The 23,858-nt window shown below is 33.0% G+C and carries 16 protein-coding genes and 1 other RNA gene; 6 read left to right on the top strand and 11 right to left on the bottom strand.

Annotation, left to right across the window (positions count from 1 at the left end; all coding sequences use genetic code 11):
- Window position 1: 1 nt before the first annotated feature.
- Together BUB82_RS02590 and BUB82_RS02585 are read right to left on the bottom strand one after the other, a co-directional pair.
- Complete coding sequence (locus BUB82_RS02590; protein WP_073191615.1) at window positions 2–508, bottom strand: KdsC family phosphatase; 507 nt, start codon at window positions 506–508, stop codon at window positions 2–4.
- Window positions 492–1,265 carry a Rossmann-like and DUF2520 domain-containing protein gene (locus BUB82_RS02585; protein ID WP_073191600.1) on the bottom strand — a complete coding sequence of 258 codons (774 nt, stop codon included), beginning with the start codon at window positions 1,263–1,265 and terminating at the stop codon, window positions 492–494. The genes BUB82_RS02590 and BUB82_RS02585 overlap by 17 nt, the downstream gene beginning before the upstream one ends.
- A 154-nt stretch (window positions 1,266–1,419) precedes the next feature.
- On the opposite strand from BUB82_RS02585, the gene ccsA reads away from it, so the two are divergent.
- Entirely contained in the window at window positions 1,420–4,659 is a 3,240-nt protein-coding gene (gene ccsA, locus BUB82_RS02580) for a cytochrome c biogenesis protein CcsA (RefSeq protein WP_073191598.1), read from the top strand.
- Between the two features lie 91 nt (window positions 4,660–4,750).
- The gene (locus tag BUB82_RS02575) at window positions 4,751–7,204 is read left to right on the top strand and encodes a TonB-dependent receptor (RefSeq protein ID WP_073191595.1); all 2,454 of its coding nucleotides are present in this window, start codon (window positions 4,751–4,753) and stop codon (window positions 7,202–7,204) included.
- A gap of 70 nt (window positions 7,205–7,274) precedes the next feature.
- On the opposite strand, the gene BUB82_RS11835 is transcribed toward BUB82_RS02575, so the two are convergent.
- Window positions 7,275–7,439: a hypothetical protein gene (locus BUB82_RS11835; RefSeq protein ID WP_200796288.1), complete on the bottom strand. Its 165-nt coding sequence runs from the start codon at window positions 7,437–7,439 to the stop codon at window positions 7,275–7,277.
- Between the two features lie 140 nt (window positions 7,440–7,579).
- Between BUB82_RS11835 and fumC the strand changes: the two genes are divergently transcribed.
- Window positions 7,580–8,974 carry a class II fumarate hydratase gene (gene fumC / locus BUB82_RS02570; protein WP_073191593.1) on the top strand — a complete coding sequence of 465 codons (1,395 nt, stop codon included), beginning with the start codon at window positions 7,580–7,582 and terminating at the stop codon, window positions 8,972–8,974.
- 47 nt (window positions 8,975–9,021) lie between these two features.
- On the opposite strand, the gene BUB82_RS02565 is transcribed toward fumC, so the two are convergent.
- From BUB82_RS02565 to prfB, 3 genes are all read right to left on the bottom strand, one after another.
- Complete coding sequence (locus BUB82_RS02565; RefSeq protein ID WP_073191591.1) at window positions 9,022–9,993, bottom strand: PCIF1 family methyltransferase; 972 nt, start codon at window positions 9,991–9,993, stop codon at window positions 9,022–9,024.
- Between the two features lie 52 nt (window positions 9,994–10,045).
- On the bottom strand, window positions 10,046–10,387 hold the full coding sequence (arsC, locus tag BUB82_RS02560; RefSeq protein ID WP_073191588.1) for an arsenate reductase (glutaredoxin): 342 nt from the start codon (window positions 10,385–10,387) through the stop codon (window positions 10,046–10,048).
- A protein-coding gene (gene prfB / locus BUB82_RS02555; RefSeq protein WP_143185627.1) for a peptide chain release factor 2 occupies window positions 10,384–11,494 on the bottom strand; the annotation gives its coding sequence in 2 pieces (ribosomal slippage) (window positions 10,384–11,430 and window positions 11,432–11,494; 1,110 coding nt in all). The genes arsC and prfB overlap by 4 nt, the downstream gene beginning before the upstream one ends.
- Window positions 11,495–11,573: 79 nt before the next feature.
- Between prfB and BUB82_RS02550 the strand changes: the two genes are divergently transcribed.
- Window positions 11,574–12,596, top strand: a complete 1,023-nt coding sequence (locus BUB82_RS02550) for a threonine aldolase family protein (RefSeq protein ID WP_073191881.1) — start codon at window positions 11,574–11,576, stop codon at window positions 12,594–12,596.
- A gap of 7 nt (window positions 12,597–12,603) precedes the next feature.
- On the opposite strand, the gene BUB82_RS02545 is transcribed toward BUB82_RS02550, so the two are convergent.
- The 5 genes from BUB82_RS02545 to ffs all read right to left on the bottom strand — a co-directional run bounded on the left by BUB82_RS02545 (window position 12,604) and on the right by ffs (window position 21,182).
- A complete protein-coding gene (locus BUB82_RS02545; RefSeq protein WP_159432018.1) occupies window positions 12,604–13,377 on the bottom strand; it encodes a T9SS type A sorting domain-containing protein in 774 nt (257 codons plus the stop codon).
- A 123-nt stretch (window positions 13,378–13,500) separates the two neighbouring features.
- Window positions 13,501–19,377 (bottom strand): T9SS type A sorting domain-containing protein, encoded by a 5,877-nt coding sequence (locus BUB82_RS02540; protein ID WP_073191578.1) that lies wholly within the window; start codon window positions 19,375–19,377, stop codon window positions 13,501–13,503.
- A 157-nt stretch (window positions 19,378–19,534) separates the two neighbouring features.
- On the bottom strand, window positions 19,535–20,188 hold the full coding sequence (gene fsa / locus BUB82_RS02535; protein WP_073191575.1) for a fructose-6-phosphate aldolase: 654 nt from the start codon (window positions 20,186–20,188) through the stop codon (window positions 19,535–19,537).
- An 11-nt stretch (window positions 20,189–20,199) separates the two neighbouring features.
- Window positions 20,200–21,006: an SDR family oxidoreductase gene (locus tag BUB82_RS02530; RefSeq protein WP_073191572.1), complete on the bottom strand. Its 807-nt coding sequence runs from the start codon at window positions 21,004–21,006 to the stop codon at window positions 20,200–20,202.
- Window positions 21,007–21,083: 77 nt separating this feature from the next.
- An RNA gene (ffs, locus tag BUB82_RS02525) (signal recognition particle sRNA small type) lies at window positions 21,084–21,182 on the bottom strand.
- Between the two features lie 94 nt (window positions 21,183–21,276).
- Between ffs and BUB82_RS02520 the strand changes: the two genes are divergently transcribed.
- A complete protein-coding gene (locus tag BUB82_RS02520; RefSeq protein ID WP_073191569.1) occupies window positions 21,277–22,308 on the top strand; it encodes a glutaminyl-peptide cyclotransferase in 1,032 nt (343 codons plus the stop codon).
- A 1-nt stretch (window position 22,309) separates the two neighbouring features.
- Entirely contained in the window at window positions 22,310–23,854 is a 1,545-nt protein-coding gene (locus tag BUB82_RS02515; RefSeq protein WP_073191566.1) for a hypothetical protein, read from the top strand.
- Window positions 23,855–23,858 lie beyond the last annotated feature (4 nt).

Here is a 23,858-nt window from a genome sequence, read left to right as displayed (position 1 = left end):
TTTAAACTTCCCATTGGTCCTGAGCTTTCATCACTTGTTCAATCAAATCTCGAACACAAGTTTCTCCACCATGATGGTGTGAAATATATTTGGCAACAGCTTTAACTTCTGGTACGGCATCTTGAGGGCAACAAGGTAAACCAACCAACTTCATGGGATAAAGATCAGGAATATCATCACCCATGTAAGCTACTTGTTCGGCTTTAATTTCATAGATGTCTAAAAATTCTTCTAAGCATTCTACCTTATCATTAATTCCGAGATGTATATTGGTAATTCCTAAATCTTTTAATCGTGTTCTAACACCTTCATTAGTACCGCCAGAGATGATTAAGATTTCATAGCCTTTTTTTAGTGCCTGTTTTAAGGCATAACCATCTTTTACATTCATACTACGCAGTAAAAAGCCTTCTGAGGTAACCTGCAAGCTACCATTGGTTAAAACACCATCAATGTCAAATACAAAAGTGGTAATGTCGTTGAGTAATTCTTTATAATTTTTTTCCATAATCGTTTAAAATGTGTTGACTAATATTTTGATATAGTGATTGATAATTCGTGTTTTTGAGTAAATTGAAATGTGCTTCAATACTTTGATGATCTTGACGTTTAGCAGGACCAGTTTGCGCTTCAGTAGCTGGCATACGTTTAAGCTTATCAAAGGTTTCGATAATTAATGGCTGCAAAATGGAAGAATCGATGTTATTCTGTTGACATAAATCTTCACCTATTTTAACCATGTAGTTGGTGAAATTATTCACGAAAACAGCAGCGAGATGCAGTTGAAGTCGTTGACTTGAATTGATATGATATACTTCAGTTGAAATATGACTAGCCAAAGATTTTATGAGCTTTAAATTCCTTTCTGAATCAGCTTCTATACAAAAAGGGATGTTTTGATAATTTAATTCCTTCCATTTAGAAAAACTCTGTAAAGGATAAAGTACAGCATTGTTAACAGCGGTATTCTGCAAAGCCGTGGCACCTGATGTATGCGCAATAAGCGTTGTTTGTAGTTTTAATTTTGAAATAACTTCTTGAATGGCATTGTCGCTAATACAACATAATATAATATCAACTTCTCCTAGAGCATTCAGATCGTTAACAGTTTGTAGATCATTTAAAGCTAAGTCGTTTTTAAATTCTTGCGTTGCTGATGGCTTACGTCCATAAACTTGGTACAATTTCCATTGGTCAAGTTTTAATATCGCCTGACTTAAATGGAAAGCTACATTTCCAGTACCAATAATTGAAATATGCTTCATATTTACAAATTTAAAAATACAAATGGGTTTTCGTCTATAAATTTATTCAATACTTTTTAAAGCCTAAACATTTTATAAATATCACTTGCATAAGCTGAATTTAAGCTAATAAATTGGCTTGTTTTCAATATCTTTGCGTTTCAAAATTTTAGTTATGCTTCAGAAAAAATTAGCCGATATACTTTTCTCTACAAAACTCATGGCTGCTTTATTCATCATATTTGCAGTTGCTATGGCTGTTGGTACATTTGTAGAAAATTCTTATGCTACCATCACAGCACGTGAGTGGATTTACAATGCCTGGTGGTTCGAAGCAATCATGGTGTTTTTTGTCATTAATTTTGTGGGGAATATTTTTAGATTTAAACTTCTTAGAAAAGAAAAGTTAACAACTCTGGTTTTTCACTTATCTTTTATTTTAATATTATTTGGTGCTTTTGTTACCCGTTATATAGGAGAAGAAGGTATTATGCCAATTCAAGAAGGCGAGCTTACCAACAAAATGCTCTCTGAAAAAACTTACCTTACCACTTATATTGATGGTAAAATTAATGGCGAACCAAGACGTAGAATCCAACATCACCCCATTAATTTAGGTCCTAAAATTAGCAAAGGAAAAATTATTGAAACTGAATTTAACGGTACACCAGTTAGTTTTGAAGTTGTCGATTTTATTAAAGCTGCTAAAGAAGGCGTTGTATCAAGTAAAGAAGGTAACTTATTTTTAAAATTAGTAGAGTCGAGTAGTGGCAGTCGTCATGAGCATTACCTAGAATCTGGTGAGGTAGTAAATATTCACAACACCTTGTTTGCATTTAATAAACAAACTGATGGCGCTATTAACATAGCTGGTAATAACGATGTTGGCTTTTCAATCAACTCTGCTTTTGAAGGCGACTGGATGCGAATGGCTGATCAAAAAAAAGGACAACTTATTAAAGATTCAATCCAAAAATTGAACTTAAGATCACTCTACAATGTTGGCAATATGCAGTTTGTAATTCCTGAACAAGCTATCAAAGGAAAATATGACTTAGTGGCTATTGAAAACCCAAATGAAAATGAACGTGATGGCGTTAAATTCAAAGTAACTACACCAACCGAAACAGATACAATTAGTTTATTAGGCTCTCAAGGTACAATTGAAGACTTAAAGAAAATTGAAGTTGGTGGGTTTGATATATATACGCGTTATGGCAGTAAAGAAGTCGAACTTCCATTTTCTTTAAAATTAAACGATTTTATTGCTGAAAAACAACCTGGAACAGCTGATCGTGGTACACCAAGTTATGTTTCATTTATGTCTAAAGTTGAAGTTGTTGATGGAGCAAATTCTTATCCTTATGATATTTACATGAACCATGTCTTAGACCACGATGGTTATCGGTTTTTTCAAGCCTCTTTTCAACCTGATGAACGTGGCACCATTTTATCAGTTAATAACGATTGGTGGGGCACATGGATTACTTATATTGGCTATTTTTTACTTTATTTAGGTTTAATGCTTATTATGTTTGATCGCCACTCACGTTTTGGAAATTTGCGTCATTCTCTTAAAAAAGTTAAAGCTAAAAAGGCAAAACTGGCAAGCCTTTTAATTTTATTTGGTTTATCAACTTCAACTTTTGCACAAGTAGAAAATGGTAATGTTGTTGCTGAGCCTCAACCTAAAACTGAAGTTGACTCTGTAGATGTTCATGACAATCATTCTTCCGCGTCAAGCGTCATGAATATGGATGTTGAACAAGTTAACAAAATGATTAAAGCCAATGCCGTTGATGAAAATCACGCCGCTAAGTTTGGAAATTTAGTTATTCAAGATTATGGCGGCCGAATGAAGCCGATTAATACATATTCTTCTCAATTGCTAAGAAAACTTGGTAAACAAGATTCTTATCAAGGCTTGAATAGTGATCAGGTATTACTATCAATGATAGAAAATCCAATGGTTTGGTACACTGCGCCAATTATTAGTTTAAAAGCTAAAAACGATAGTATTCATCATATATTAGATATACCGGAAGGTAAAGAGTATTTGTCTTTAACGCAATTTTTTAATAAAGATGGTACATACAAGTTAGGATCTTTTTTAGAGCAAGCCTATCGGGCTAAAGTTCCTAATCAGTTTCAAAAAGATTTTATAAAAGCCGATGAGCGTGTAAATTTATTGTTTAGCACACTCCAAGGCGAAATGTTGCGTATTTTTCCTATTCCTAATCACCCTAATAACCGCTGGGTCTCATATACGGAGTTAGAAGAAGATCGCTTTTTTGCCAATGAAGATACGCTGTATACAAAAAGCATTTTGCCTATATATATTCAATCCCTTCAAAAAGCTAGACAAACTGGTGACTATACACAAGCAGAAAGTATTTTGACAAGCATGAATAATTTTCAGAAGAAATATGGCAGTGAAGTGTTACCAAGTAAAGATAAAGTTGAAGCTGAAATACTTTACAATAAGTTAGATGTCTTCAACAAACTTTACAAATATTACTTATTGGTTGGCTTTATCATGATTGTGTTTGTTTTAATACAAATTTTTAGTCAGTCTAAAGTTAATACCATTATTGTAAATATTTGTAAAATATTACTCGTTGTATTGTTCCTTTCACATACGGCAGGATTAATTTTACGTTGGTATATTTCAGGGCATGCGCCATGGAGTAATGCTTATGAGAGTATGATTTATGTAGGATGGGCAACCATGTTTTTTGGTTTAGCATTTGGTAGGAAAAGTGACTTAACTATGGCGTCAACTGCATTTGTCGCTTCAATTATTTTATTTGTTGCTCACTTAAATTGGTTAGACCCAAGTATTGGTAATTTACAGCCTGTATTAGACTCTTATTGGTTAATGATTCATGTAGCGGTCATTGTTGGTAGTTATGGTCCTTTTGCATTAAGCACAATTATAGGTTTAGTTGCGTTGTTCTTGATAATCGCTACAACTAAAAAGAATAAGAAAAAAATGAAGCTAAATATAAAAGAGCTTACCATAATTAATGAATTATCACTTACAGTTGGTTTAATTATGCTAACCATAGGAAACTTCTTAGGTGGCCAATGGGCCAATGAAAGTTGGGGGCGTTACTGGGGTTGGGATCCTAAAGAAACTTGGGCTTTAATTAGCATTATTGTTTATGCATTTGTGATTCATATGAGATTTGTTCCTGGTTTAAAAGGCATGTTTGCTTTCAATTGGGCTGCTGTAATTGCTTTTGGTTCTATTTTAATGACGTATTTTGGTGTTAATTTCTACTTAACAGGCTTACATTCTTATGCTAGTGGAGACCAAATTATTAGTTATCAATTTATCATTATAAGTTTAGTGATTTGGTTCGTTATTGGTTTTTTTGCTAAACGTAATTACAAGAAATACTTTAAATCTTAATATTTCTATTAACTCAAGTTTAACGAAGAACACTTAAACTTAATTCTTTATACAAGGTCATAGTTGTGTAATTAATAAAACAATTAAGACCGTGAAGTATATTTATGTAAGTTTAATTTTTCTCCTTCCAATAATTGGGCTAAGTCAAGAATCCAAATTAACAGGTAAAGTTATTGATAAATCCCAAAATTTTCCTTTAGAATACGCAACAATCTCTATACTGAATCCAACAACTAACGAGCTTGTTGAAGGTGGTGTTACTAATACCAAAGGTGAGTTTTCACTTAAAGTAGAAAAAGGTACTTATAATGTAAAAATTGAATATATTTCATTTGAATCTAAAACTTTCAATAATTTAGATTTATCAAAAAATAAAGATTTAGGAACAATCAAACTTGGAATCAAAGCTGACAGTTTAGATGAAGTTGTGGTAACAGCTGAAACGACAACAGTTGATGTTCGTCTTGATAAAAAGATATACAATATTGGCAAAGATTTAACCACAAGTGGTGCAACAATCTCTGATGCCTTAGCCAATGTTCCTTCAGTTACAGTTGATGTTGACGGTGCTATCAACCTCCGAGGTAATAATAATGTAAGAATTTTAATTAACGGTAAACCATCGGCAATTGCTGGATTTGGATCGACAGATGTACTACAACAGCTTCCTGCTGAAGCTATCGAGAAAGTTGAAGTTATTACAAGTCCTTCAGCAAGATATGATGCAGAAGGTTCAGCCGGTATTTTGAATATTGTTCTTAAACGAGATAAAACCTTAGGTTTTAACGGTTCTGTACGGGCAAATATAGGTACACCACTCAACAATGGTATCAATGTTAATGCTAATGCTAGAACAGATCGCTTCAATTTCTTTACTAACATAGGTTATACCCAAAGGCAACCACCAGGTAACGCTGTTTTTGAAAACAACTATTTTGAAGATACATCTCAATTTGACCGTATTTTTGAACGCCGAGATTATGACCGAGATCGTGAAAACTTTAATGTTAATATTGGTTCAACCTATTTTTTTAATGACACAACCGAAGTGACTGTAAGTTATTTTAACCGAATGGGAGATGATTCTGATTTAACAAACAACGATACAGAGCGTTTCATTAACGGAGATTTAGCTAGTCAAACCATTCGAGTTGAAAATGAATTAGAAGAAGAAATGACACATCAGTTTGCCGTTAATTTTGAAAAAAGATACGATTCTGAAGGTCACCGTTTAACAGCAGATTTTCAATATGCGATTGATGATGAAAAAACAACTAACCTGATTGAAGAAAATGAAGTTTTTTTAGCACCTGAATTGATTGCACAAGATGATATTGTTGAGAACAATGACCAAACTGATTTATTAATTCAAGCCGATTATGTTCGGCCAATGGGAGATGCTCAATTTGAAGCTGGCTTTAGAGGTAATTATGAAAATGAGGTGACTGACTTTAGATTAAATACATTAGACCAAAATGGCCAATTAGTGTTTGATGATACCATTTCTAATGTGTTTGATTACAATGAAAATGTGACCGCTGTTTATTCTCAATATGGTAATAAAATCGGGAAATTTTCTTTTCTATTAGGTCTGCGTTATGAGCATACACAACTTAAGGGTAAAACAACACCTTATGGCGATATCAACAATATTCAAGAGTTATTAGGAGAAGATGTCGATCTTAATTTTGATAATAACTTTTCAGGTTTCTTTCCAACGGTTAACTTAAACTTTGAAATTGGCGAAGATGAAAATATTACCTTAGGCTACAATAGACGTATAAATAGGCCAAGAGGTTGGTTTGTTAATCCGTTTCCATCACGTTCAAGCCGAACTAATATTTTTCAAGGTAATCCAAGTTTAAATCCCGCTTTTTCTAATGCCTTTGATCTAGGTTACCTAAAACGTTTTGATAAGTTACTAACACTAAATGGTTCTGTTTATTACCAACGTGAAACAGATTCTTTTGAACGTATTCAAGAAGAAACCGGTCAAACTACTTCTGATGGTATCCCGATTATTCGCTCCATACCAATCAATCTATCAAGTAACGAACGTTATGGAGCTGAAATCGGTGTATTATACAATCCAACAGATTGGTGGCGATTAAACGGTAGTTTTAATTACTTTAAATTTATTTCAGATGGTCAATTTAATGGTCGTGATTTTGGTGCTGAAAACGAAAGCTTTTTTGGTAGATTTAGTTCTAAAATCGATTTACCATGGAAAGTGCAGTGGCAAACCAACGCTTTTTATAGAGGTCCTAGAGAAAACGCTCAAACTAAAACTGACCCAATCGCTTCTTTAGATTTAGCTTTTAGTAAAGATTTTTTAAATGATAATGCGACCATTTCTTTAAATGTAAGAGATTTATTTAATTCAAGAAAACGTCAACAATTTACAGTCACCGATGAGTTTACTTCTAATAGTGAATTTCAGTGGAGAGAACGCCAAATTACAATGACTGTAGTTTATCGCTTTAACCAAAATAAACGCCAAAGTAGAGGTGGTAATCAAGATTATGGTGACGATGGTGGTTATTAAAAATTTTTACTGACATAAAAAAAAAGGAGAGCAATTTGCTCTCCTTTTTTTTATAAATGTAAAATCTAATTTATTGTTTAGATTTCTTACTTTCTTTTATTTCCCTTAAACGTTCCATTAATGCACCGCCAATCCAATAAGGAATAATGGCAGTTAAAAATATCAATAACCAAAAGCCGATGGTTAAAATGGCTAAAAATGCTAAAAATCCTAAATACTGGTCAAATTCGAACATATCGCTTATTAATTTGCTACAAATATAAGTAATTAAGAGATTCTATTATTTGTTTTTTTTAAATAAATTTTGTGATAACTCCTAAAAAATTCTAATGCAGTAATTGAGTTTCATTAAATTTGTAAATAAAATATAACATCATGACCTACAGAATAGAGAAAGATACAATTGGCGAAGTGAAAGTTCCAGAAGATAAACTTTGGGGAGCGCAAACTGAACGATCTAGAAATAATTTTAAAATAGGAAAAGCGGCTTCAATGCCACTAGAAATTATCTATGGATTTGCTTACTTAAAAAAAGCAGCAGCCTTTACTAATGCGGATGCAGGCGTTTTATCTACCGAAAAACGAGATTTAATTGCTCAGGTATGTGACGAGATTCTTGAAGGCAAACACGATAATGAATTTCCTCTAGTTATTTGGCAAACAGGTTCAGGTACTCAAAGCAATATGAATGTTAATGAAGTTATTGCTAATCGCGTTCATCAGCTTCAGGGACACAAACTTGGTGAAGGTGAAAAGACCATAGCGCCAAATGATGATGTTAATAAATCTCAATCATCGAATGATACCTTTCCGACAGGAATGCATATTGCGATATATAAAAAAATAGTTGAAGTTACTTTACCAGGAATTCAACAGTTAAGAAATCAATTAGAAGTTAAATCAAAAGCTTTTGCCGATGTAGTTAAAATTGGTCGTACGCATTTTATGGATGCCACACCTTTAACTTTAGGTCAAGAATTTAGCGGTTATGTTTCACAACTTGATCATGGTTTAAGAGCTCTTGAAAATACATTACCTCACTTACTTGAATTAGCCTTAGGCGGTACAGCAGTTGGTACAGGCTTAAATACACCTAAAAATTATGCTGAAAATGTAGCTAAATATATTGCTGAATTTACGGGATATCCTTTTGTTTCAGCTGAAAATAAATTTGAAGCTTTAGCTGCTCATGATGCTTTGGTTGAAACTCATGGTGCTTTAAAACAGCTAGCCGTTTCTTTAAATAAAATAGGAAATGATATTAGAATGCTTTCATCTGGTCCTAGAAGTGGTATTGGTGAGATAAATATTCCTGCCAATGAGCCAGGCTCATCTATAATGCCTGGTAAAGTTAATCCTACACAATGTGAAGCTTTAACAATGGTTTGCAGCCAAGTTATAGGTAATGATTTTGCTGTAACTACTGGTGGAATGCAAGGCCAATTTGAGCTGAATGTATTTAAACCAGTTATGGCTGCTAATGTTTTAGAATCAGCTGAATTACTTGGGGATGCTTCGGTTTCTTTTGATGTTAATTGTGTAAGAGGTATTGAACCTAATCAAGCACGAATAGACGAACATTTAAGAAATTCGTTGATGTTAGTTACAGCTTTAAATACAAAAATCGGATATTATAAAGCAGCTGAAATTGCCAATACTGCCCATAAAAATGGTACAACTTTAAAAGAGGAAGCTGTTAATTTAGGCTATACAACAGCTGAAGAATTTGATGAATGGGTTAAACCTGAAGATATGACAAACTCAAAATAAATTAATTGTACTTTACCAAAAAGCCTCATCAAATTGAGGCTTTTTTATTAAGTGTAAGCATTTTTAATAGCTTCCACAGAGAATTTTTCAATTTCACCAAAACGATGAATATTGACATCTAGTGGCAATTTTTTCTTGACACCTTCTAAGCCTTCGTAAGAATGAACATTTTTTAAAAGCCTAACAGTTTCATTAGGTTTTATCTTGAGCTGGTAAGATGCTGGTATAATTAATAAGAAGCTTATTGATGGATATAATTTAATCCATTTTTTAAGTTTAGCCTCTGTTATTTCAATGATTTCGGTGGTAAAAGGCGGATCTAGACTCCAATGCCCTGGGTTTGTAGGCTTTTCTTGGTCAAAAAAGCTTCCTTCACTACCAAAAATAAAATCGGTTTCTTTAAATAAACTATAAAATTTACAGTTGTCTTTGCCAAGAAGTCTAGCGTTAAAAGGAGAAGCAAAGCCTTCATTTTTAATTCCCCAATCACAAAATAAATCATAAACATCTTGTGGTGGGCCAATATGTCTAGTCTTAGCGTAAATTGACGCATATCTTAAAGCTGCAATTAGCGTTGATTCATAGGCTTTATTAAGATTGTGTTTTTTAGCAACATAATTAATAGCCTTGTCAACATACTGATTTCTAGTTAGCTTAAAATCGGCAATGCTTAAAGATTTATCATCTACTGTAATGCCCACTTCATTTGAATCCGTAGCGTTTTTTTCAGTGACTCGGATTAAATTTAAGATAATTTCAAGATCTGACTTTAATAGCTGTATTTCAGTATAATTAAAACCATCAATTAGATTTGTAAGGTCTAGCTTTTTAAAAGTGTTATAAATATCAAAGGCTTCATCTCCTTGTAAAGAGTTGATTAGCGAGTTTTCTAGTCCAGCTTTTAGATGATCAATTTCATACTTTATTAAGGTTTCACAAATTGACTCAATTAGTTTTTGACTAAACTTCCAATTTTGATATTCGTTTGCTAAATTTTCACTCTTAATTTTGTGAACCATGTTTTTTCTTTAAATAAACAAGGTTTCAGTTGAAATACATGTTTAAAAAAACTTAAATTATTGATTTAATTTGTTCTGGTGGTCGGCCAATTACTGCTTTTTGATTGTTAATAACGATTGGTCGTTCAATTAATTTAGGGAATGAATGCATCGCTTCAATAATATCTTGATCGCTTAAATCTTTCCCTTTAAAATTTTCTTTCCAGATTTTTTCATTAGTTCTCACCAGTTCAATTGGTGTTTTATTGAGTTTCTCTAAAATTGATTCAATTTCATTGGTTGAAGGTACTTCATTTAGGTACTTCACAATTTCAAATTCTACATTAGCTTCTTCTAATAATTGAAGGCCTTCACGTGATTTTTTACATCTTGGATTGTGGTAAATTGTTATCATAATTCTTCTGTTTGTTCTGTTTTTTGTCCTTCAGCCATAAGGTAAGCTTTTAAAAACTCATCTATATTCCCGTTCATTACGGCATCTACATTTCCAGTTTCGTGACTTGTTCTAACATCTTTTACAAGTTTATAAGGATGCATTACATAATTTCTGATTTGTGAACCCCATTCAATACTTTTTTTCTCTGATTCAATTTCGTTTCGTGCTGAAAGTTGCTTTTGTAATTCAATCTCGTATAGTTGAGATTTTAGCATTTGCATCGCTTTTTCACGGTTTTCAAGCTGTGAACGTGTTTCAGAATTATGTATAACAATACCACTTGGGTGATGAGTTAAGATGGCTTTGGTTTCAACTTTATTAACATTTTGACCGCCAGCGCCACCAGAACGCGCAAAATCCCATTTTATATCGGCAGGATTGATATCAATTTCTATACGGTCATCAACTAAAGGATAGACATAAACCGAAGCAAAAGAAGTGTGACGTTTGGCATTACTATCAAAAGGCGAAATCCTGACTAAGCGATGCACACCATTTTCACCTTTAAGCCACCCAAAAGCATAATCGCCTTCGATTTCTAATGTGACTGTTTTTACACCTGCAACATCTCCAGATTGGTTATTGAGTTCTTTTATTTTAAAGCCCTTTCGTTCAGCCCACATAATATACATTCTCATAAGCATTTCAGCCCAATCACAACTCTCGGTGCCACCAGCACCAGCGGTAATTTGTAAAACAGCGGTAAGCTCGTCACTTTCATCTGAAAGCATATTTTTAAATTCTAAATCTTCAATTGAAGTAACCGCATTAGCGTAAGCAGTCTCAACTTCAGTTTCAGTGACTTCATCTTCTTTAAAAAATTCGTAAAGTGTTTCAGTTTCTTCAACTAAAGTTTTGGCGTGGTTAAAATCTTTTATCCACTGTTTCTCTTTGTTGATTTCTTGCATAACGATTTGCGCCTGACGTGGTTGATCCCAAAAATCTGGCGCAAAGGTTTTTTCTTCTTCGTTTGAAATTTTTATGGCTTTAGCATCTAAGTCAAAGATACTGTTTTAGGGCGGTTAATCTTTTTTGAAGTGATTTGAGTGTGTCTTGATTTAGCATGGCTAATTTTTTGAACAAATTTAGAAAATATGAGTTGTCATATCAATACCTTTATTGTTTATTTGAAATAAAAATTGTTATGCAAGTCGATTTAAGAAGTGATACGGTTACTCAACCAACCGAAGGAATGATGCAAGCGATGATGAATGCTGAAGTTGGTGATGATGTTTATAAAGAAGATCCAACTGTTAATCAACTAGAAGCTTATGTGGCTCATTTATTTGGTATGGATGAGGCTTTATATTTTCCGACAGGAAGTATGGCTAACCAGACAGCCATCAAATTACATACGCTACCAGGTGAACAGTTAATTTGTGATAAATGGGCGCATGTTTATAATTATGAAGGTGGCGGCGCCTCTTTTAATAGTGGTGTGAGTTGTAAGTTAATAGATGGCGATCGCGGTATCATTACAGCAAAGCAAGTTGAAGCTGGAATTAATGCGCCAGATTTTTATCATAGTCCTTTAACTTCTTTGGTTTGTTTAGAAAATACAACCAATAAAGGTGGCGGTGCTTGTTATGATTTAGAAGAAATTAAAAAGATTAGAGAAGTATGCAATCAACACAATTTAGGTTTGCATTTAGATGGTGCACGATTAATGAATGCAATTGTAGCTCAACAACACGACCCAAAAGAATTTGGGGCATTATTTGATACCATTTCGATTTGTTTGTCTAAAGGACTAGGTGCACCAATGGGAACTGTTTTAGTGGGTAATTCTAGCTTAATGAAAAATGCTATACGTGTAAGAAAGGTTTTAGGTGGTGGTATGCGTCAGGTAGGCTTTGCAGCTGCTGCAGGTCTTTATGCGTTAGAAAATCATTTAGACCAACTCAAAGCCGATCATAAAAAAGCAAAAGAGCTAGAAAATTGTTTAAATGAGCAAAGCTATATCGCTTCAGTTGAAGCTGTAGAAACTAATATTATTATTTTCTATTTAAATTCTAATAAAATTTCAGAACAGGACTTTTTAAATCATTTAGATCAAAATTCAGTCAGAATTAGTAACATGGGTGAAGGTAAAATGCGAATGGTGACGCATTTAGATTATACAAATGCCCAACATGATTATGTTAGGCATTTATTAGAAAACATATAAATATAACTTATAACACCACCAAACGCTTGGTGAATTGTTGTTGGTCTGTTTTAATTTGTAAAATATAGGTGCCTTGCTTTACTGATGTATTTAAGTTAAGCATTGAACTATTGTTTTGAATGTTTCTTTTTTCTTGGAATACTTGACGCCCTAGTTGGTCATACACTAAAAGCTCAACATCTAAACCTTTTAATAAATGTGTGTCAATATTTACAAAACCATCTTTTGTGGGATTTGGATAAACTTTTACATCTTTTGAAGTTATTTTAGTGGTTGATAAGGTACTATCGAACGGATTTGTAAACACTATTTTAAAGCGTTCTGGTGAAGCTGAAATTTGATTATTTTCAACACTGTAATAAATAGCATTTGTTCCAGATGTTAAAGTTGAATAGGTATTTGCTAAGCTGTCGTATAAGTATATTTGATCATTTAAATCATGATTAATTTCAAGCTTATAGTTTGTAGCAACGTAATTGTAGAAGTAGAATTTAACTTCTGTATTTGGTGTATACAAGTTTCTTTTATCAATGCTTAGGTAATAGTTTTGGTTTAAAATTGCTACACTTTCATCAGGATTCCACATCTTACCAGCATCTTCATTAGTTACTTGATTAGAGTAGATTTCGTTAAATTGAACCCTAATACCATCAACTAAAATCTCATCTGTATTAGTTACACGATAAAGATTAGCTGTTATTTCTCCGCTATTGTTATTCTGCATACCATAAGCACTCCCGAAAATGGCGACTAAACACGTAAAAAAAGTAATTGTTTTCATAGGTATTGTTTTTACATACATAAAAGTAGCAAAAAATATTAATAGTTAGCAAAAAACATTATTTTTTAACATAAAAAAAACCTGAGCTTAAATCTCAGGTCTTTTTTAGAGTTTGTAAATTGTTTATTTCACAATCAATTTTTTAGTCGATTTATTGTTACCGTTTTTAAACTCCACAAAATAGAGTCCTGGATTTAAAGCAGTCTTAAAGTTAATTTGTTGTTGTTTAATTGAAGGAGAGTTAATAAGTCTTCCGAATTGATCATAAATATTAACTTTAATGTTTTCGAAGTCATAGTTTCCTTTTATGTTAATCAATTTACCAGAATTCGGGTTCGGGTAAATGCTAAGCGCTTCAATGGAGTCTTCAAAATTCTCAAAGTTAAGCGTTGTTGGATCAAAAATAATCTTAAAACGGTTAGAGTCAATCGATTCAGTTATGGCTTCGTCAATTTCAACATCAATAGAATTTTGTCCGCTTTCTAATGATGTATAAGTCTCTAAATATTGATCATATAATATTGCGTTTTCAACATTAGTGATATTTATTTTAAAGATATAATTAGTTGAAGTAAAATTCCATAAGAATAAATTTATTTCAGTATCCTGATCTAAAGAATTTATTTTATTAATACTTAAATAATCTTCATTATTTTTAATTGCTAAGCTTTCGTCATTATTCCATAATTTTACAGCATCTTCAAAGTTAACTTCATCACTATATTGGCTTCCAAACTCAACTTTCGCACCATCAACTAAAGTTTGATTTTTAAATACTTCAATATTAACTTCTTTGAAGTCAGTATTATTTGAAGTACTTAAAACAACATTTGTGACTTGCCCGGCTTTTTTATAGTTTTCTTGAAAGCTTAATTGAGGTGAAACTCCCGTATTTTGAATAAAAAAGGCTTGTCCTGGCTGTAAGTATTTGTCTTGATTAGAACTTGGCGTTGGTGAGCCATTAATAGTATTTAAATCTACTGCTACATAGCCACCACGTTCATTAAGAGTTGGGTCATAAACATAGTAGTAATTCGATTGAATATCAGTTGAATTATTAGTGATTTGCTGCATATCAACTTTAGCTTGATATAAATTCCCAATTAAATTCCAGCTTCCAATGGCTTCAGAATTTAATAAATTGCTATTGACATTTGTATTGCCATAAACTAGGTTTTCAGCATTGTCTTTTATTCTTAATGTTGTTGCACCTCCGACAACTGAGTTTGAAAATAAACTAGTAGACCTGTCGCCTCTAATGAGAACTGCATAAGCATTGCCAGCAATTAATGAATTAGATTGCGTATTTGAGATTGAATTCCATTGTTGAAACGAATTATCCCAACTAAATATAGACGAATTACCAGTGATGGTTTCGTCAAAACCATCAGAGCCAGTGTTAGACCCTGTTATATGAGTACCAAATCCTGGATTATTGTCTTGATTGTTTCCGTCAGTAACATAACTACTCCAGTTTTCGTTGTAATTTGAAATTTCTCCAGAATTATTATTTTGACCTTCTTGCCAGTTGTCATTAATTGAAGTTGTTGTAGAAATTGGCGATGATAAATATCTAAATGCACGATTAGATTGTGGAATAAATTGCTCAATTATAATCCCACCACTGATTGATGAACCGTTAGCAATTTGACCGATAGATGCCGTGCCTAACGCATTACTTCTTAGAGTTAAGGTGTCATTAGTATTAATATTAATATTTCCTGCATCTATTGTTAGGGTTTCAAACAAATCGATGTCCGTGTCTAGTGTGAGATTGTTTGAATTACTTAATTTAATCGATTTTACATTGATTTTGTTTGATGAAGTTAAGCTCTGTATAGTTGAACCTTTAAATTCTAGATCTGCATCAGTAGCATTTAACTCACCATCGTTTGTGATATCACCAGCAAATGTTGTTGCCGCATTTAAATTTAAGGTTGCGCCAGCATCTATTTGTAGGTTATTGCAAAAGTTAATTGAGTTTAAACTAGTTGTTCCTGATTCTACTGTAAGATTATCCTGAATTGTTGCAATGCCATCAGGATTTTCTGGAGACCAACTTGTGCCATCATAAACGTAATCTATACTTGCTTTTTTACCCAAAAGAGAGATATTATCTATCCCAATATATTCATCTAAACTATTATTAAATACTTTTAACGTTACGCGTATGTTACTGATTTCTCCACCACTTTCATCTACACTCAGATTAATGTTTCCACTCAAGTCTTGATCTGTTCCAGTAGATAGAAGGCTTACTTCACCTTGTGAAACATCATCATAAAATAGTTCATAAGATAGAATATCAACAGCATCATCTAGGTTTAAATACTCATAGTCGAATGAAAATGAGATATCGTCATAATTTGAAACATCCACATTTACTAATTCTATAAGTTCCGGGTTTAAGGCACCTGTGATGGCATCTAAATTATTAACCCCAAAGATTTCATTTTGGAATCCACTATTAGAAAATTCATCTACATTACCCGTATTGTTTTGTATTTCGCCATAAAAATCAGTATCCCATCCTGATCCTGATATGCTACTTACAGAACTTACAGACCAAACAGGTGTGGTGTCATCCCAATCTTGTAATGCAATGACTTCTTCATCTGTGATATCAAAACTTGTTGAAGTAATCGGGGTAAACCCTGTTGCGTTAGCAGTTAGAGTTAAGCCTGTACCTGTAGCATCGTGAACAATATCATCAAATGATGCAAAGCCGCTACTAGTTAAAGAAGAAGTCGTGCCGCCAATCAAACTACCTGTTGATGTAATACTCACTTGTATTGTTGAAGTTGTATCTTCATTACCGTTAATATCGGTCAGGCTTACTTCAACTGTAGACATGTTTTGAAATATTAATGTATTTGTAGGCTGAGCTGAAAAAGCAAGTTCTGTTCCTACGACATCAACCGTTATTTCTGGACCTGTAATAGTTTCTGTAACGTAAGGTGAATTAAATCTACTTCCTGAGGTATTTGTACTGAATCCTGCATTTGAAGTTGCAATTTCAAAACTAATAATCTCGCCATCTACAATATTAGCTGTATTTAAAAAAGCGTTTACTTTAAGTTCTAGGCTTGACGCGTCTTCAACAATAATAGGCGTGTCAAATTCAAGTATAATCTCGGTATCATTTATTGTTGAAGAATCTGGCGTGTATGTTGTAGTTCCGTCACTTAAAACAAGCCCCGAAATGTGGTCACTCCAGTCAGCTGTATTTTCTGTTGAAGGTGTAAAACTGACTTGAGTAACGTTGGTCGATAAACCATCTGGACCTGAATCATTAATACTGAAACTTAAGACTTCAAATGTAGATGAAGCATCAGTAAATAATGCGGCTTCAATAATTTGATTTGTTGATTGTGATCCAGGAACATTCACTAAGCTTGTTTCGTCAAATGTGCCTAAAATATCAAATAAGTTGCTTGAGCCACTAACCAAGCTTGTCGGTGTTGAATTATCTTCAGCAGACAGCGAATTGTCGATACCTAATGAAGAATAATTTAAATCATCAAATGAGGCAACACCATCAATAGCTTGTTTTGTTAGTGTTGAAGAAACGCTAATGGTTGATACACCACTTGTTGTTAATGTGACGTTTTGAGAATAATCGGTATCTAAGTTATTGTTGACGTCTACCGCAGCAACTTCAACTTCTGGAATCATTGTTTGCCCGATTAGCGTATTACTAGGTTGTTGAAAGAAAATAAGCTCAGTTGCAACAACATTTAGAGTAATTTCAGGTCCAGTAATAATTCCGTTGCTCTGGTTTTCTTCAAAATTTGAACCTTGATTAGTAGAGCTAAATTCATGATTAGCGGTATCAATTTCTAAAGCTAAAATGCTATTATCTACAATTGGATTATTTGAAAGTTCTACTGAAGCAGTAAGCGTTAAAGTTGAGGCATCATTTACTTCAATTGGTGTTGCCGTAAAGCTTAAGGTAATGGTGTCTTGAGTGGTAGTAAAGCTATCTGCAACATAGGTTTGTGTTCCGTCTGATAGGCTAATGTTATTGATAACATCTTGAAAATTTGCTGTGTTATTATCTGCTGAAGTAAATTTAATTTCAGTTACAAAGGTTGACAAACCATCTGAAGTCCCTAAGTCTTCAATATCAAATCTGAAAACTTCAATTGGTGTGCCTGAGCTTGTATGGTCTGCTGCAATGACTGTGCTTGATGAAATTTGAGTAGTTGGTGATTCAATTTGCGTATCTGAATCAGTTTCAATTACATTAAAACTTGATGAAGAATTAGACGAAAATGTTCCATCAGTCGCTTGAAGTGTTTCTGCAGTAGCTACTTCATCATAAAAAATAGCATTAAAATTTGCTTCACCATTTTCAGCAAATACTGAATTTGTAGCATCGACTGAAATATCAATACTATTAAGATCGTCTGAGCTTAAAGTAACTTCATTTGAGTAATCTGTATCTAAATTACCGTTAATGTCTTGAGCTTGAACGCTTATAGTTTCAAAATCAATATTTACAAAATAGTCACTTAAAAAGGTGCTGGTAAATACAAGTTGAGAAGCTTCAACATTAATAGTAAGTTCTGGACCTAAGAGATCATTTCCAGAATTAATTTCGCTTAAGAAGCCATTACTTCCCGTAGTAGTTGTAAAGCCTGAGTTATTAAAAGTAACTTCAGCTTGAAAAAGACTTTGATCACTATCAACTGGTAGTGTTTCATCTAAAAATAAATTTATTTTAAAGTATTTAGAGGTGTTATCTGCAATGTTTACAGTTGTACTTGATAAATCTAAACTAATAGAATTTCCTGTTTGTGTGACTTCAGCTGATGTTAGCAATATTGTTGAAGCACTGGTAAAATCTGAATTATCGCTATGAGTTATAACAACTTTATTTAGGTCTAGACCATCCCAGTTAAAGCTGTTGTTATCTCCTTCTTGGAGTGTCATTTGATTAACTTCTGTGTTTATCCCATCAGAAAAATTACTATCATCCTTAATTTCAAAAAATATAGACTCAAAACCAATACCTGAGTCAATACCACCAAAATCTATGGTTTGTTCGTTTGCTGTAATGGTATTTGAGGTTGAATTATTAGAAACATTTATTATATCAGAGGTATTGATTGTATTGATGTTTAAGCTGTAGTCTTCAATTTCAATTCCATCTTGATTACCGCAACTAGTTGGGTCTACACTTCCTTCTTTTATAACCACTCTTAATCTGGTAGTACCTAGCGTTGCATTTGCAGGAACTTGTATGGTTTCTGTTAGGCTTGTTGTAGAGTTCAATGTAATTTCACCAAAATCTATATTTTCACCTGAGTCATTAAAATCGCCATCACGATTAAAATCTATCCAAGCGACAACTTGAGAAGGTTCAGATGCACTTGAACTTACATCTAATTCTAAGTCAAATTCAGTGTCTTGATATACTTCAATTGGACCAAGATTAGTGTTATCATAATATTCATTTGATTCTGTACCACCAGCGTCTGAATTGCTAAAACCATTTGTAGAGATACTATTTATATCGGTATCACTAGCAATATTTGAACCTATAGAGCAATAATTAAGCGTGAATAAAATTGAATCTGAATTGGCTTCATTTGTAAGTGAAGTATTATATAAAAGGCCATTGTCACAAAATGCAAATATGGAAATGTGATAAGTTGTACCTTCTTCTAGACCACTTATATTAACATTTTCATTTGAAGTATTTGCTAAAAGTTTTGAATCGTCAACACCTACAATTGCAGCTGTTGCAAAATTTAAGCTAGCTCCTGCTGTGTATGCTGTTCCGTCTACAGGAGTAAATGTTGTTTCTGATGTTTCACGACCAATAACTAAATAACGCGCATCAGTGCTGACTTCGTTCCAACTAACTGAAAGTGAACCAGCATTTACACTTAGATTAATACTTGAAACTTGTGATGGTGTTGTTGAGCATTGCGCATTTGCTTTAATGCTGAATAACAAAAATAGGCAGGATAGAAGAGTAATTATTCGATTCATGATTAAGTATTTATTCAAAAGTAGCAATAAAAATAATTTTAAAGCAATAAAATTAAATAAAAGCACTTGAAAATAAAAAAGCCCTGATATAATTTCAGAGCTTTAGAGTTTTATGGTAATCTAAGCGTTTTAAATCGTTAACTCATAAACGGGTAAGTTATTTGTTTTTATGATGGTCGGCTAAGAATTTTTCTAAACCAATGTCGGTTAGAGGATGTTTAAGCAAACCCTCAATAGAAGATAATGGGCCAGTCATTACATCAGCACCAATTTTAGCACAGTCAACAACGTGCATTGTATGTCTTACAGAAGCAGCAAGAATTTCGGTTTCAAACATGTAGTTGTCGTAAACTAGTCTTATTTCTTCAATCAAGTTAAGGCCATCCGTTGAAATGTCATCAAGTCGACCTATAAAAGGAGAGACATAAGTTGCTCCAGCTTTAGCGGCTAAAATAGCTTGACCAACAGAAAAAACTAATGTGCAGTTAGTTTTAATTCCTTTATCAGAAAAATATTTTATGGCTTTTATACCGTCTTTAATCATCGGCACTTTTACAACGATTTGGTTGTGTAGCTTAGCTAAAGCTTCGCCTTCTTTAATGATACCATCAAAATCAGTTGCGATGACTTCAGCACTGACATCGCCGTCTACAATTTCACAAATAGCTTTGTAGTGGTTAATAATATTTTCTTCACCAGTTATTCCTTCCTTAGCCATCAGTGAAGGATTAGTAGTTACGCCATCTAAAATGCCTAAATCTTGAGCTTCTTTAATTTGGTCAAGATTTGCTGTGTCAATAAAAAATTTCATGTGTTGTGAATTTAAAGTTTATAATGATTTGCTAATAAATTTTCGTAGGTTTTATCTGGTAAAATAGCCTTTAAAAAAGGCGATAGTTTTTGTAAAAAACTACCAACTTTATAGTGAATTTTAGGGTTTGATTTTTGAAGTATTTGAAGAACTTTTTTTGCCATTTGATCAGGGTTTGAACCATGATTAACGTGTTCATTCATTAAATCTAAGGACTTTTGATAAGTGTTTTTATAAAATGATTTTTCGTTAACAGGTGTGTGATAACGACCAGAGGCAATATTTGTTGCAAAGTCGCCTGGAGCGATATTAGTTAGTTTAATATTTGTGTTTCTTAACTCTAAACGATAGGCTTCTGTAATGGTTTCAAATGCGCCTTTGCTTGCTGAATAGTGGCCTCGAAAAGGTAAGCCCATAAATCCAGCAATAGATGTTATGTTGATGATAAAACCTTTGTTTTGTTGACGCATGAAGGGTAAAACAGTATTGATTATTTGTACAGGTCCAAAATAATTAGTTTGAAAAACATTGAGTGTTTCTTTGTTGGGTATTTCTTCAACCGGACCAGTAATGCCAACACCTGCATTGTTAATTAAAACATCAATCTTAGATTCTTGTTTGATAATCTCATTAATAGCATTATTTATACTTTCAGAAGATGTCACATCTAATTTTATAAAGTTGATACCGTTTTTCTCTGAGTGTTTAGGATTTCGGCTTGTACCGTAAACTTTGTAGTTATGTTTTGCAAGATATTCGCCGATTGATTTACCTATTCCTGATGAGGCTCCAGTAATAAAAACAATATCTTGCGCCATGATAATTTTTGCGCAAATATCTAATAAATCAAGATAAGAAAAAAGTGAAAGAAAGAGAAATGATGATCAAAAATAAAAAAAGGCAAGCGACCTACATCACACCGCTACGACCATCTACCTTTGCTGCGTTCCCGCCCTGGAGGATTCGACAGGAGCTGGTTGTGTAGGACTTGCCGACTGCAAATATACAATCAAATTTAATTTTAGCAAGGCTCAATTCTACTAAATTCCCTATTTTAGCGTTATTAATTTTATTCTCAAATTATTAAGATGTTTAAAAAACTGACTGTCATTTTATTAGCATTAATTTTAATAGGCTGTAAAGATATTTCTTCAGATCAATTCAAATTGAAAGTGCTTAATCCTGATCAACTCACTCAAGCATCAACATTAAAGTTGAAACTAATTAATCCGAATGACTTCAGCATAGACTCCATAAAATTAGTTGATGGGAATTCCACCAAAAAAATAGCAGCTAAATCTGTTTTTGAACTTCAACTTAGTGAGCAAAAATTAGGCGTTAATTCTATTTCAGTTGAAGTATTTTCAGAAGGTAAATCGGTTGAGGTAAAAACTTCCTTTACAGTTTACAATAGCAAAAAGCCTCAACTTTATACTTACAACATTATTAATACGTATCCACACGATATAAAAGCTTATACGCAAGGTTTAGAGTTTTATAGAGACACCTTGTATGAAAGTACAGGTTTACGCGGAAAATCGTCGCTAAGAAAAGTTAATTACAAAACTGGAGAGATTTATAAAAAAGTTGATTTAGATCAGTTTTATTTCGGTGAAGGCCTAACTATTTTTAACGAAAAAATTATTCAGTTAACTTACCAATCTAATGAAGGCTTAATCTATAATTTAGATATGGAAAAAATAGGTAAGTTTAAGTACAATGCCAGCAAAGAAGGTTGGGGATTAACACATGATCATCAGTGGCTTTACAAAAGCGATGGTTCTACTAAAATTTGGAGGTTAGACCAAGAAACTTTTGAAGAAGTTGACTATATTCAGGCCGTAACACATTCGGCTGTTTTAAACCGCTTAAACGAATTAGAATATATTAACGGTAAAATTTATGCCAATACTTATTTGAAAGATGGTATTGTTATTATTGACCCAGAAACTGGAGCTGTTGAAGGCTTAATAGACCTACGCGGACTTAAAAAGAAGGTAACCCAACATGACCAACTTGACGTTTTAAATGGTATTGCTTACAATAAAAATACAAAGCAACTGTTTGTAACTGGTAAAAACTGGGACAAATTATTTGAAATTGAATTAATTAAAAAGTAACATGCAAGATATTTTTAAATTTAGTTTAATCTTACTTTTTATAATAGGAGCTAGTTCATGTCGTGAAGATTTTTCAACTTCAATAAATTCAGGAAACCTTAACTTTTCAAAAGATACAGTCTATTTAGATACGGTTTTTACTAATATCGGTTCAAGTAGTTATCAATTTAAAGTTTACAATAATTCAGAGGATGATATCAGTATTCCACAAGTCTCATTGGCTAAGGGCGAAAATTCTAAATTTAGGCTAAATGTTAATGGTAGGTCTGGAAAACTTATCAACAATGTTGAAATTTTAGCCAAAGACAGCATTTTTGTTTTCGTTGAAGTGACTGCAGATATCACTGAAGTTGCCCAAAACAGTTTAGAATTTCTTTATACCGATCAAATAAACTTCACATCAACAAATCAAACTCAGGAAGTTGAATTAGTCAGTTTAATAAAAGATGCCCATTTTTTATATCCCGAGCGTTTTTCTGATGGTACCACCGAAACTTTATCACTTGGTCAAAACGCAAATGGTGATGAGGTATTAATTGAAGGCTTTTTTCTCTCTGATGAAGAGTTGATCATGACCAATGAAAAGCCTTATGTTATTTATGGTTTCGCCGCTGTCCCGAGTAATAAAACATTAGAAATTCAACCAGGTGCAAGACTTCACTTTCATGATGGTAGTGGCTTAATTGCAGCCAATAACGCTAGTGTTCATGCGATTGGTGATTATAGTTCAACTGAAGACTTAGAAAACGAAATTATCTTTGAAAGCGATCGTCTAGAACCAGGATTTTCGGATGTGCCAGGACAATGGAATAGCATTTGGTTAACTGCAGGAAGTACAAACCATATGTTTGAACATGTCACGATTAAAAATGCAACAGTGGGAATTTTAATGGACTCTAATGATGGTACTTCTAACCCAACTTTACAACTTAAAAACACACAAATTTATAATTCATCTAATGTTGGCATGTTGGCGCGCACAGGTCATATTACAGCTGAAAATTTGGTCATTAATAATGCAGGCCAGGCAGCATTAAACTTATCACTTGGTGGAACATACAATTTTAAACATTGTACTTTAGTCAACTATTGGCAAAATAGCTTTAGAAATTTTCCAGCTGTGTTAATAGAAAATGAACTTGAAACCCAGGAGCAAGTATTTGTAGCCGATTTAAATGCTAGTTTTTCTAACTGTATAATTTATGGAAATGAAAATATTGAGTTTCAATTTAATGCTAATGAAAATGCAGCCTTCAATATTAATATAGATCATAGCTTACTAAGATTTAACGACTTTAATAATAGCTTTGCAGATGAAGCCTTATATGATTTTAATGATACTTCTATCTATACAAATGTCATTTTAAATGAAACTCCAGATTTTTTTAGTCCTCAAGAAAACCAATTATTAATAGGTCAAGATTCGGCGGCTAATATTTCTGGAAATCAAACAACAGCTAATCAAGTGCCGCTTGATATTTTAGGTGAAGACAGAACACAAATGCCTAATTTAGGTGCCTACCAAAGTATAATTTTTGAAGATTAGCCTT

Origin of the sequence: Psychroflexus salarius (assembly GCF_900129035.1) — a bacterium.
In the GTDB taxonomy this organism is placed as follows: Bacteria; Bacteroidota; Bacteroidia; order Flavobacteriales; family Flavobacteriaceae; genus Psychroflexus; species Psychroflexus salarius.
Note: the sequence above shows the minus strand (reverse complement) of the source record. Positions and strands in the feature narration are given on the sequence as shown.